Below are 12,838 nucleotides of genomic sequence, written 5' to 3' on the forward strand. Positions count from 1 at the left end.
TGGTTCCCTTTCGTTTGCCAATGCGCTACGCAGCGTAGAGCGACGTGCGCGTCGGACACGGGCACAATCTGTAGACATGGCCAACCCGCGAGCCGGTCAGCCGGCCCAGCCCGAAGACCTCGTCGACCTATCTCATTTAGTCACGGCGTACTACACCATCCAACCCGACCCCGACGACGTGGCGCAGCAGGTGGCCTTTGGTACGTCCGGTCACCGCGGCTCGGCCCTGGGTGGCGCGTTCAACGAAGCCCACATCGTGGCGATCACCCAGGCGATCGTCGAGTACCGGGCCGCGCACGGCACCACCGGCCCATTGTTCATCGGCCGCGACACCCACGGCCTCTCCGAGCCGGCGTGGGTGTCGGCGCTCGAGGTGCTGGCCGCCAACGACGTGGTCGCCATGATCGACTCGGCCGACCGCTACACGCCGACTCCGGCGGTCAGCCACGCCATCCTCAGCTACAACCGCGGCCGCACCGATGCGCTGGCCGACGGGATCGTTGTGACGCCGTCGCACAACCCGCCGTACGACGGCGGTTTCAAGTACAACCCACCCAACGGCGGCCCGGCGGATACCGATGCGACGAACGCAATTGCCAAGCGCGCCAACGAGATTCTTCGTAGCGGCGAGGGAGTCAAGCGGGTACCGCTAGCAGGCGCGCTGCAGAGCACCCAACGCCACGACTATATGGACGCCTACGTCGCCGACCTGCCGAACGTGGTCGATCTCAACGTTATTCGTAAGGCGGGCATACGGATTGGGGCCGACCCGCTGGGCGGGGCCAGCGTGGACTACTGGGCCGCCATCGCCGAACGGCACAATCTCGACCTGACCGTGGTCAATCCGCTCGTCGACGCGACGTGGCGGTTCATGACGCTCGACCACGACGGCAAGATCCGGATGGATTGCAGCTCGCCGAATGCGATGGCCGGGCTGATCGCCAACCGGGACCGCTTCCAGATCGCCACCGGCAATGACGCCGACTCGGACCGCCACGGCATCGTCACTCCCGACGCGGGGCTGATGAACCCCAACCACTATCTGGCCGCGGCCATCGACTACCTCTACACCCATCGGCCGTCCTGGCCGGCGGGCATCGCGGTCGGCAAGACCGCGGTCAGCTCGTCGATCATCGACCGGGTGGTCGCGGGCATCGAGCGCAAACTTGTCGAAGTGCCGGTCGGATTCAAGTGGTTCGTCGACGGCCTGATCGGCGGGACCATCGGCTTCGGCGGCGAGGAATCGGCCGGGGCGTCATTCCTGCGGCGCGACGGATCGGTGTGGACCACCGACAAGGACGGCATCATCCTGGCGCTGTTGGCTTCCGAGATCTTGGCCGTCACCGGATCCACGCCTTCGCAGCGATATCAGGCGCTGGCCGACAAGTACGGCACGCCGTTCTACGCCCGGGTCGACGAACCGGCCAACCGCGAGCAGAAGGCCCGGCTGGCCAAGCTTTCGGCTGACGAGGTGACCGCGACGGAGTTGGCGGGGGAGCCGATCACCGCCAAGCTGACCGCCGCCCCCGGAAATGGCGCCGCACTCGGCGGGCTGAAGGTGACGACGGCCAATGCGTGGTTTGCTGCACGCCCTTCAGGCACCGAAGACGTCTACAAGATCTACGCCGAATCCTTCAACGGCCCCGAGCATTTGGCCGAGGTGCAGGAAACTGCGCGAGAGGTAGTTAATAAAGTCATCGGGTGACCTTTACCCTCTGTCGTGCCCGCCCGGGGGGGCGCGGGTCCCGTTCAGCTCGTTTGCCGCGCGAAGTTTGGATTCTGAGCTGGGCGAATATCATGATCGCGCTGGGTTATGGCGTTGTCTCACCGGCGCTGCCGACCTTTGCACGAACCTTTGGGGTGAGCATCAAGGCGGTGACTTTCCTGATCACCGCCTTTTCGTTGGCCCGATTGTGTTTCGCGCCGGTAAGCGGGTTACTGGCACAGCGGTTGGGTGAGCGACGCATCTATATCGTTGGTTTGCTGATCGTGGCCTTGTCCACCGCCGCGTGTGCGTTTTCCCAGACTTACGGGCAGCTGCTGCTTTTCCGTGTTCTCAGCGGCCTCGGGTCGACAATGTTTTATGTCTCGGCGCTGGGGCTGATGATCCACATCAGCCCGGCCGACGCGCGCGGACGCATCGCGGGCGTGTTCACCACCTCATTCATGATCGGTGCCGTCGCTGGCCCCGCGGTCGGCGGCCTGGCGGCGGGCTGGGGGCTGACCGCTCCGTTTGTCGTCTACGGCGCCGCCCTGCTGGGTGTGGCGGTGGTGCTGTTCTACAGCCTGCGCAATTCGGAGCTGGCCGCGCCGCCGCCGCCGACGCGATCGACGGTGACGATGCGAGAGGCGCTGCGGGTTCGTGCGTACCGGTCGGCGCTGCTGTCCAATTTCGCGACGGGCTGGTCTGCGTTCGGGCTGCGCATCGCGCTGGTCCCGCTGTTCGTCTCCGACGTGATGCACCGCAGCGTCGGCGTCATCGGCGCGGTGCTCGCGGCGTTCGCCGCCGGTAACGCCCTGGCCGTCGTCCCCAGCGGCTACCTGTCCGACCGAATGGGCCGGCGCATGTTGTTGATCGTCGGCCTGACGGCATCCGGCGCGGCGACGGTCTGGCTGGGTTTCGCGTCTTCGTTGCCGGTATTTCTGATCGTCGCGGGCGTGTCCGGAGCGACGACGGGCATCTTCATGTCGCCGCTACAGGCCGCGGTCGCCGACATCCTGGGCAGCGAGGCCCGCGCGGGCCTTCCGGTGGCAGCGATTCAGATGGTGACGGATCTGGGCGCGATCGTTGGGTCCATGGCGGTCGGTTGGGTGGCTGAGCAGCTGAACTTCGGCTGGGGCTTCACCATCAGCGGGATTGTGCTGCTGATCGCGGCGGTCGGCTGGGTGGTGGCGCCCGAAACGCGGCCGGTGCTGGATCTCTTGCCGGCTGAGCCCGAGCTCGATGCTGCCTGACCAGCAACTTTGATGGACAGTGGCCAGTGGTGTAGCTTCGATTGGCACGACTTGGGGCTATGGCGCAGTTGGTAGCGCACCACACTGGCAGTGTGGGGGTCAGGGGTTCGAATCCCCTTAGCTCCACCGGTATAACTGCAGTTCAAAGCATCAAAAGTGCCTCGCACGAGGTTCACGTCAAGATTCCCGTCAAGATTCGGCGTAGCATGCGCTGCTATGGCGTCAATTCGGGAGCGGGATCGCAAGGACGGATCTCGTTACTGGGCAGTGCTTTACACACTCAACGGCAAGCAGACATCCAGCAGCTTCAACGACCAGGGGGAAGCGCTGGACTTCCAGAACTTGGCCAACCGGCTTGGCCCGGCCAAGGCCATCGAGGTCTGGCGCACCAGGCAGCAGACCGACGGCGGTCATACGGTGGGCAGCTGGTGCAGCCACTACATAGAGCACCTCACTGGCGTGAACCAGGCGACTCGAACCAAGTACCGCGCCTATGTCACCAACGACATCGCACCGTCCGCCATCGGGCCGCTGCCGCTGTCGACATTGGGCAATCATGACGTCGCCGCCTGGCTCAACGCCCTCACGGGGTCGGCCAAAACGGCTGCGAACAAGCACGGTTTCCTCGCCGGTGCCCTCAATGCCGCGATGCGGGCCAGGCACATCACAGCCAATCCTTGCGACGGCAACCGCCTTCGCCGCGACGAGCCCACTGAGATGGTCTTCCTGACCCAACATGAGTTTGGGCTGCTGCTGTCATCGGTGACGGAGCCCTGGCAGCCCTTGGTGGAGTTCTTGGTTGCCAGCGGTGCTCGGTGGGGCGAAGCGTCAGCTTTGAAGCCCACCGACATCAACGTGGCTGAGGGCACCGTCGACATCAAGCGTGCCTGGCGCTACGTCTCAGGCGAGGGCTATCAGCTCGGACCGACCAAGACCAGACGGAGCACCAGGACTATTGACGTGTCCACGTCCACCTTGTCCAAGCTGGATCTGTCGGGGGAGTGGGTCTTCACCAATAGCGGTCGGGGCGGACGCGGGGCCGATGGCCCGGTGCGAGCCCACAACTTCAATCCCAACGTCTGGGTGCCTGCCGTGGGTCGGGCCAGAGACGGCGGCCTGATCAAGAGGCCGAGGGTGCACGACTTAAGGCACACCAACGCCAGCTGGCTCATCCAGGCCAGTGTCCCGCTCCCGGTGATTCAGCGGCACCTCGGCCACGAAAGCATCCAGACGACGGTAGATAGGTACGGGCACCTGGATCGTCGGTCATCTCGCGTGATCGCCGAGGTGGTCGGCAAGGCTCTCAAGCCGAAGGAAGCTCAAGCGGCTGTGAAAAGGCCTCTTATCAACTAACTCTCACCGCTCACCTTGGCAACGAACATGTTTGGTACCGAAGCCAGCTTAGACGACACCTACGGGCTAGTACTGGTAATGTAAATGACGCACTGGAGCACTACGTGGACCGAAGACCTTGCGCTCCACCCGCCAGTGCCCGCTAACGCACGCGCCGCGCGACACGAGACAACTCGCGCCTCTAGTTCACACTTGATGTGCTGGAAGGTGCGCCGTGTCTACGGATTCCGATTCCCCTCTTGTCTTCTACCTCCCAATAGCGGCTCCAATGCTGGGCGTCACCGAGAAGTGGCTCGGAACGCAGCTGCGATCCGGTCGTTTTCGTGCCCGCAAGATCGGGCGACGCTGGGCTTTCACTCAGAGTGACCTCAACGAAATCATTAGGCAGTGTGCTGTAGGGCCTCCCGAGCCTGCGCCCTCCCCTGATTCCGTCAATCCTGCAGTCCGCCGAGTCACTTCGATGACCCCGACGACGGCCCGACGGATGTGCCGGGGTGATCAGTCATGAACGTCCTTAGCGGTCAATGCTGCCTCAGCTACGAGAGCGCGGACCCAGTGCTTCCGGAAGTGGGGCGCTCCACAGGTGTCCTCCACAGTCTGCCCTTCGACTACTACTCCGGGCCGCAGTTTCCCGAAGCAGACGATTCAGTGGACGTTGAGCTGTGCGAGATGGATTGGTGGATTCGATGATGCACCGGGTGCGCCTCACGGGGCGGATGACCGATGCGAACTTCAGGCCGAGCACCACCCTGTCGGAGTGCGCCACGGGCGGCTTCGCTCTTCGGTGGCAATGCACCTGTGCCGGATGTCTGGGCCAGATTCACAAGGGTGATCGGGCGCATTACGTTGACAACGTAATCTGCCACATCGGCTGCAGGCCTGCCTCGCGATTCCGGGCGGAGGCCAAAACCAAGCAACCTCAGGCATTTACGCAAAGCGGCAAGCGCGAGCCGTCGCTGTGCGCCCAGTGTTTCACCTACCACGCGGGGGAGTGCCTGTGATGCTGCCCGAATAAAGAGCAAGGCCCCCGCGTCAACGGAGGCCCCGGACTGAGTGCTATTTCCCACTTCCCTCACGAAGTGAGACCCACAGAAGATCAACCCATACTCAACCAACCATGAAAGGTTAATGCCAATGATAACAACCAAATCCGACAACTGCACGATTCCACCGTGGGTGCAAGATGTCATCGCTAACGGCATTGAGATGTCCGACGACCGCCGTCCCCTATTCAACGTGACTGTGGCAGTGATGATGTCCCTTGTCGCACGGGGCTGGACTGAGAACGACATCCGCAACCTGCTGCAGGATGGGGTCAAAGACGGCAAGCCGAAGCCCTCCACCGGGCTCTGGAAACAGATCACCAAACGGCGTGGCCGCAAGATCTCCTTCCACACCTACGACCAGTTCCTCAGCAGAGCCTGGGGCTGGGCGCAGGACAATGTCGCCAAGGGTAAGTCCCCGAACCCCAAGCGGGAGTCAGACATCCTGGGTTTAGCCAAGGACTGGGAGCAAGCCACCGGCGGGTTGTGGGAACTGACCGGCACCGAACTCAAGGTACTTAACTACGTGATCAGCGCGACCAAGAGCCGTCGCTTCCTCTATGTCACCTGCCCGGTGCGTGGTGTTGCCGATCACTGTGGCATTTCAGTGAAGGGAGCTTGGGAAGCCCTAACCTCCCTGCGTAAGAAGGAGTTCGTCGTATGCCGAAGCAGAGGGCAATGGAAAGGCAAGTGGAAGGGTAAAACAAACGACAACGGTGCTAAAGCGGCCATCTACCGTCTGTCGGACGTAGGGCACTTTATCAAACCTGCTCTGGGAGCTTTGACGCTATCACACCAAAACACTTGTGACCAGCCCACTTCCAATCCAATAACACCCCTAATTAGACATACAAGTCCTGCTCTGGGAGCAGGTATGTCCAAGAAGAACCCTTATCAGCCAACAGGTTTCAGTAAAGACGGTCCACCAGGATCGATCCTATGACCACACGGTCGGGTAGACTGACGACTAGATCAGCATCACTACTAGCAGCCATCCACTCGGGCTTAGCTCAATAGATGTCTCTGGCATGTGCGATAATGTAAGAGCGACAATTGAATCGGCGGGCCATGCATCTTATCGGTAGTTGCGACGAGCGTGTGTAGGTGTTGGTGCTGGCGGTTCTTGCGCCCACCGGCACGTAGGTAGCTGCCAAGGTGATGGCACAGCAGTGGATCGTTACGCGCTGGCCAAGTCAAGTGAGGAGCCTCGGATGTCTTGCCATGGCGTGAAAGTCGCCGCTAGGCGCGGACGGATGACCGGCTGGGATCTCAGGGCTCTGCCTATAGAGATTTTGAAATCACCTGAACCAAAGCTCAATTCCGAATCGACGGTGGATGTGACATCAGCAGGCACATTCGCGTAGTCATCGGTTGTGGTGACGCTGAGCCCCGCGAAAGCCTCCATGAAATCTGCAGTGATGCCGCCAAGAAGGCCTGTAGTACGGCTGTAGCGAATTGTCAAACAACAGTGATTTGTCCGGGCTTGCCCGCTCCGGTAGCAGGGGAGCTTGCCCACAGCGTCGCAATCACACGACCATGTGATGTGTCAGTTGCGGCTGCTAGGGTGCGCGGCATCGAGGGATCGTAGGGGAGTGTCGGATTGAACGAGCGACAGAGCTACCCAGAATGGCGACAGTCATGGCCAGACCTAATTGTTCGAACCCAGACGGACGCTGCTGTTGACCGTCTGCAGCGGTATTACGAGGTCGACGATAAGGGTCGACCACGCTTCACGGGATCGCGCTTCGAGGAGATGGCGGCACTCAACACTGATCCGAACACCTTGGGGCCAGCCGATTTCCTAGCGGTCAGCATGCTCAGCGTCAACGTTTCGGCAGAGGCGGCGATAAGGTTACTTGGCCGCGATGCCGCGCTCATTAGTGAGCTGCTCGGTCAGCTCCCCGTCGATGTCGACATTGTCGATGTCGACCCGCACGTACTTCGCGGCGATTCGCCAGCTGGACGCCTTTGGGATGTCTTGAGGCAAGCTCGCGACGGCCTCGGCCCTACGACCACGAGCAAGCTGTTGGCGGCCAAGCGACCCCGGCTACTGCCAATCTGGGACAGCTTTGTCGCCGAAGCTACCGGGCTCGGAACCGTTGGCAGCTGGTGGAAATTTCAATACGTCCTCAACGACGATGCTCGGTCGGTGTGGAACTGGCTAGGTCAACTACGCGCACTTGCGTCCAATGTGCCGGATTCAATCCCGGAACTACGCATCCTCGATGTTCTGCTCTGGATGTCGGTCGAGGATGGCTAAAGACCATCTCGGGAGCTTGGTTCGTCGGGTAGAGACAACAACACGGGCGAGCAATTGTCCTGCGCCGAGACTTAGGGAACGACTGTGCGCGACCTGCGCGAGTGGATACCTCAGTGTTGCTCTGTTGGTGGTGAAGGCAATCCGCTGACGAGTTCTCCGGCATCGATGTCGAGCCCGTCAGCAATCTTGATAATGGTCTCTAACCGTAGGCTGCGCTGGCCGCGCTCGACCTTGCCCAGCTGTGTCCAGTGAATGCCGCAACGCACAGCGGCTGCTTCCTGGCTGAGTTCAAGCGCCAGCCGACGGTCACGGACCCGTTCACCGAAGGCGCGGGTGGTCTCGTTAAGCGGTGGCTTTGGTCGGTCGTCTGGCACGAGGGCAACCACATACGGCCCACGTGGAATCGACCAGAGTGCAGTGTACGCATGCACATTGACCCCATGTGTAAGCGGCCTTAGACTTACTCGGCTAATGACAGCTGGCAAAGCCGTCACCGAAGTTGGCCTGCCACGCACCGAGCGTCGGAGGGTGTGTATGGCGACAATCAAGACCCTCGCCCCGATAGTCCTATTGGGCGGAGTTCTAACCTCAGTTGCCTGCGCGACTGCACGGGCCGATTACACCGCAGCTGAGCAAACCTACTTGTCTATGCTGCGCGATCCGAGCAGCGGCGGCGATAAATTCAGCGCCACAGACGCCATCCCTGCTAGCACTCTTAGTGACTCTGCTGCCGTGTCTCGGGGCTACCAGGCTTGTCGTGAGGCAAAGGCGCGGATCGCTCCGCTACAGCAGACATTCGAAAACCAGGGCGGAACACCAGCGAACTCTTACAGGCAAGCGGAAATCGCTGTAGTCATGGATTACAACTTGTCGCCAATACCTGGTCTGACTGGCCATCAATCCGAGTGGCTGGTTGTCGTCGCACTCGCCCATATTCCGTGCTGAGGACTCAGGTATGACACCTTCCGTCCCTACGTCAGGTATCTGATCTCGAAGGGAGAACACTTTGCGACTCGGGCAATTACAAACCACTGTTGCCGTACTCGCTATTTGGTGGGTCGCTGCTGCGACGATGGCATCCTCTGCGGTCGCAACTCCTGCCCACATCCAACCGCCGTTGGGGCCACAGGCGGGTCAGTCGTGCAGTGACCCGCTCCGGTTGGCGTACGACTCCTCGGGCCAAGCGGTGGTTTGCACCCGTGCTGGTACCTGGGTCCCGTCCGTGATGCCTTCAACGGTCCATCTACTGGGCTCACCGTGCTCTCCCTTCGATCCGGTGGCCAAAACGCCTGATGACCACCTGATCGGGTGTCAATCGGGGCTGTGGACGCTGTACCACCCATGACGAAAGTCATCCGAGGAAGACCAGTACCGATACCTAAGGGACGGAACATCATCCGGTCAGTAAAGCTTCTACTTCGATCCAGCCACATGTAAGCGGTGAAGACAGCAATGTTTCAGAGGCTAAGGGCTAAGAGGCCAATGGCAGCATCTGCTGTGCTGCTTGAAGATTCGGGCTTGGCGTAGTGGCAGAAGACGAGTCAATTACCTCCGGTGGTTCGCTTGGTTTACGAGCGGGTTCGCGGTTCGGTAACTACCGCCTGAAGCGGTTGCTGGGCAAGGGTGGGTTCGGCCACGTGTGGGAGGCCGAAGACACGGTGATGGACCGTGTAGTAGCGCTGAAGCTGCTTCGGTCCGAGTATTCGGAGAACGAGACATTCCGACTACGGCTGTTCAGGGAGGCGCGTGCTGCTGGCCGCTTGCATGAGCCGCATGTGGTGCCCATCCACCAGTGCGGCGAGATCGACGGCCAGATCTACATCGACATGCGACTCGTCGACGGCACCGATCTGGAAAGTGTGCTTGCGCGGGAGGGGCCGCTGCCCCCGGCGCGGGCGGTGGCAGTCGTGCGCCAGATCGCTGCCGCGCTGGATGCGGCCCACGACGCAGGGTTAATTCACCGGGATGTCAAGCCTGCCAATATCTTGCTGGCGTACGACGATTTCGCATGCTTGCTCGACTTTGGGCTGGCTAACGCGGTCTCTGACGCGAAGCTCACCACAACTGGTTTCACCATCGGGACCTTCGCCTACATGGCTCCGGAGCGGCTCAGCGCCGACGCTGAAGTAGACCACCGCGTCGACGTGTATGCGTTGGCTTGTGTGCTCTATGAATGCCTGACCGGGTCCCGCCCGTATTTGGGTGACATGCCCGCATTGGTCACGGCGCACCTGACAGCGCCCATTCCGCATGCCAGCCAACAACACCCAGGCATACCTGCGGCCCTCGACGACATCATCGCCCGTGGCATGGCTAAAACTGCCGCCGACCGCTACGGGAGTGCAGGGGAATTCGCCCGTGCTGCCCAGTTCGCGCTCAAGACGAAGGACCAAATTCAGGCTGACGCGATTGCTGCGAGCGCACAGGCTCCCACTCTGTCAGCCGCCGAGCTGATGACAAGCGCGCGCGGGACGGATCTACCAACCGAGCATGCAAGAGTTCAGCCAACATCAGATCCCAAGGGTGCACCACCGACTATGCCGGGCACCGTTCAGTCGAACCACGATCCTGACCACGGAGGTCGCATCCATCCGGACCGGCGCAGCCCCTGGCCGGGATTGATGATTGCGGCCCTGCTGGCGGTAGTAGGTCTCGCCATAGCCGTTACCGTCTTTGCCATCGTGCGCCCTAGGGCCGCGCCTCTTGTGGTGGAAAGCGCGTTGGGTGGGCTACTGCTGAGCCCGGGCGAAGTCGATAATTCGATGGGTATTACCGGAATGACGCCTCGTGGGGGCCGTGGTGTGCTGCCCGAGTCAACCGTGTCCGCAACGACCCCATCGGGGTGTCGCGCGCCGATCACCGAGGAGGCGCATGCCTACTCAGGCAGCGGATCGACCGCTAGCTTGCACGAACAGCTTTGGAACGCGAAGCCCAATTCGCCACCGACGCATATCGTGAGTCAGGCTGTGGTGCTGTTTCCTTCGGCGCAGACGGCGACCGATTTCCTTAATGCTTCGGTATCAGAGTGGTCGGCCTGCGCCAACAAGACCATTTCCACCACTTACGCCAACGGTAAGAGTTCGAGCGCGACGACCGGGCCGGTGTCCAGCGCCAGCAGCATCCTGAGCGTCACACTGAGAGAGGACGATGTGACAGGGCAGCACGCTTTGACCAGCTCTAACAACGTGATCGTCGATGTCACAGTGGGCAATGTGTTGGCAAGCGGCCTGGGAGGCGTAGACGAAGCAGTCCGCATCGCGGGCAGAATCGCCGCCAAAGTTCCCCATTAGCTTCGCGCCGTCCAGCACCAGGACTAGACCAGATATCGGGTGACTACCGGCTCAACCGCAGTCGCCATAAAATTGGCGAATGGGGACGAACGAACTCAAGGTGCCGTCTGACCAGCTCCTACAGGCAGCCGCGCAATGGCGGGGCTTGTGCGCCGGGCTGGCCACCACGGCACCGTCGCCGGGGCAGCCGTTTCAGCCGACCACGGCAGCGGTCGGCACTATCGATGCGGGAATCGGGATGGGGTCGGCAGCGTGCGCGGTCCGTATCCAAGACACAGCTGCCAAGGTCACATCGGCCGCTGCTGGCTACGTAAACCAAGATGTCAGCGGGCAGGGCCAACTCGCCGCTGTCGCACCGCCGGTAGTGATGGTGTGACGATGGTGCCGACACTTTCGCAGCTGCAGGGGTGGGACACCGACCATTTGATCAGCGCCGCTGCCTATTGGACGAACACAGCCGACCGCTGGGAAGACACATTCACCCAGGTGCGGAACCAGTCCAACACCATTGGGTGGGAAGGCCAAGGTGGCGAGGCGTTGCGCACCCGAGCCGGGGGCGACCTGGCCGCAGTTAGCACCAAAGCCGATCTGCTGCGGAACGCGGCCCAGATCGCGCGGACCGGGGCTAGCAACATCAGCGCAGCACAGCGACGAGCCCTCTATGCCGTCGAAGACGCAGAGAACGAAGGCTTTCAGGTTGGTGAGGACTTGTCCGTCACCGACACCCGCACGAGTCGAACAGTTGCGGAGCAGGCCGCTCGTCAAGCCCAAGCGCAAGCGTTCGCAGGTGATATCAACCAGCGTGCGGCGCAGCTACTCGGCTTGGAGACCGACGTTTCTGGACAGCTCACCTCAGCGGTCGGCGATGTCGGCAGCATGGACTTCGCGGGAGCATCCAGTGGCGCGGGCGGTCAAGTCAGCTTGGGGTCACCGGATGACCGGATCCTCAACGGCCCCAACCCGAGTGGGCCTCACATTCGATTGGTTGACGCGAACCAACCGGCTGACCCACCATCGCCTACGCCGCAAATTGGCCCATTTCCGGTGCCGCCGCAAGTTGCGGCGTCTGCTCCTCCGGGTTCACCGCGTCCCGTCGATCCGACCGGCGGGCTCCTCACACCTCAAAACCTGCCACCGGCCCCACCGCCACCCAACATCCCAGGTGTGAAGCCAGCGCCAGCGCCGACCGCTGTTGGCGCAGCGCCGCTACCGAGCTACCCGGACTTGGTCAACCAGGTCAACAGCCAGGGCAAGGTGATCAGCGACATGCAAAACGCTCAGCACAACGTCACCGTTGGCGGTGTCCTGGGTAGCGGCCTCGCCGGATGTGTCAGCGGCGGTGCCGCCGCCGCTCTTCCGTCCGCAGTGTTCCCGCCCGCAGAAACTGTCACTGTTCCCGGAGGATGTGCCGTCGGCGCGATCACCGGTGTCTCCGGCTATCTCGCCTCAATATGGGGCGCAAACGCATTTGGGGCCAAGTAGCAATGTCAGCGAAACGAGCCAAAGTCATTGGCGTCGCCACCGTTGCGTTTGCAGGCGTTGCGGGTGGAGAAGCATTCACTTTTGCGACAACCCACCAAACAGTCCATCTCATTGTGGCTGTGGTCGCAGCCCTCGTCTTGGTGATGATTATTGGCGTCACAGCGATAAGGACACGGCAATAGTTGCGGCAGGGCAGGTTTCGGCAGACTGCGATGCCGACGGTGGTCAGCCGAAATTCTATGGCTAGGCTGCAGGTCGCTGTGATCGAGATCGAGTCGCAAAATAGAGCACAAACGAGACAGCCTTCATCGCTCACTTCGGAGCTTTGTTTTCCCAGTTCGCATAGTCTCGAAAGTACGTCTCCCTCAGTATGTCTCAAAAGACCGTCTGGATGAGTCACGCCGACAACGAGTTGGATCGGCGTCCGCCTCGGCGTCATGGAGCGCAAGTTCGTC

General features: G+C 61.7%; 10 protein-coding genes and 1 tRNA gene. 10 read left to right on the top strand and 1 reads right to left on the bottom strand.

Annotated features, from left to right (window positions below; translation table 11 throughout):
- Positions 1–76 precede the first annotated feature (76 nt).
- The 7 genes from pgm (at position 77) to SKC41_RS26385 (ending at position 7,611) form a co-directional block, all read left to right on the top strand.
- Positions 77–1,705, top strand: a complete 1,629-nt coding sequence (gene pgm, locus SKC41_RS26360; RefSeq protein ID WP_330980652.1) for a phosphoglucomutase (alpha-D-glucose-1,6-bisphosphate-dependent) — start codon at positions 77–79, stop codon at positions 1,703–1,705.
- A 92-nt stretch (positions 1,706–1,797) separates the two neighbouring features.
- On the top strand, positions 1,798–2,955 hold the full coding sequence (locus SKC41_RS26365; RefSeq protein WP_330980653.1) for an MFS transporter: 1,158 nt from the start codon (positions 1,798–1,800) through the stop codon (positions 2,953–2,955).
- Positions 2,956–3,008: 53 nt separating this feature from the next.
- Positions 3,009–3,081, top strand: a tRNA-Ala gene (locus SKC41_RS26370).
- 90 nt (positions 3,082–3,171) lie between these two features.
- Complete coding sequence (locus SKC41_RS26375; protein ID WP_330980654.1) at positions 3,172–4,308, top strand: tyrosine-type recombinase/integrase; 1,137 nt, start codon at positions 3,172–3,174, stop codon at positions 4,306–4,308.
- Positions 4,309–4,576: 268 nt separating this feature from the next.
- Positions 4,577–4,816 carry a helix-turn-helix domain-containing protein gene (locus tag SKC41_RS31905; RefSeq protein ID WP_442931827.1) on the top strand — a complete coding sequence of 80 codons (240 nt, stop codon included), beginning with the start codon at positions 4,577–4,579 and terminating at the stop codon, positions 4,814–4,816.
- Positions 4,817–5,442: 626 nt separating this feature from the next.
- Positions 5,443–6,294 carry a hypothetical protein gene (locus tag SKC41_RS26380; protein WP_330980655.1) on the top strand — a complete coding sequence of 284 codons (852 nt, stop codon included), beginning with the start codon at positions 5,443–5,445 and terminating at the stop codon, positions 6,292–6,294.
- Between the two features lie 657 nt (positions 6,295–6,951).
- Entirely contained in the window at positions 6,952–7,611 is a 660-nt protein-coding gene (locus SKC41_RS26385) for a DUF6308 family protein (protein ID WP_330980656.1), read from the top strand.
- A gap of 110 nt (positions 7,612–7,721) precedes the next feature.
- Here the strand turns inward: SKC41_RS26385 and SKC41_RS26390 are convergent, their stop codons facing one another.
- Complete coding sequence (locus SKC41_RS26390; protein ID WP_330980657.1) at positions 7,722–7,985, bottom strand: helix-turn-helix domain-containing protein; 264 nt, start codon at positions 7,983–7,985, stop codon at positions 7,722–7,724.
- Positions 7,986–9,137: 1,152 nt separating this feature from the next.
- Here SKC41_RS26390 and SKC41_RS26395 point away from each other — a divergent pair.
- From SKC41_RS26395 to SKC41_RS26405, 3 genes are all read left to right on the top strand, one after another.
- Entirely contained in the window at positions 9,138–10,901 is a 1,764-nt protein-coding gene (locus SKC41_RS26395; protein ID WP_330980658.1) for a serine/threonine-protein kinase PknH/PknJ, read from the top strand.
- 79 nt (positions 10,902–10,980) lie between these two features.
- Positions 10,981–11,277 (top strand): hypothetical protein, encoded by a 297-nt coding sequence (locus tag SKC41_RS26400; protein WP_330980659.1) that lies wholly within the window; start codon positions 10,981–10,983, stop codon positions 11,275–11,277.
- A 2-nt stretch (positions 11,278–11,279) separates the two neighbouring features.
- A complete protein-coding gene (locus SKC41_RS26405; RefSeq protein WP_330980660.1) occupies positions 11,280–12,383 on the top strand; it encodes a hypothetical protein in 1,104 nt (367 codons plus the stop codon).
- Positions 12,384–12,838: the final 455 nt, after the last annotated feature.

It is taken from the genome of Mycobacterium sp. 050128 (assembly GCF_036409155.1).
In the GTDB taxonomy this organism is placed as follows: Bacteria; Actinomycetota; Actinomycetes; order Mycobacteriales; family Mycobacteriaceae; genus Mycobacterium.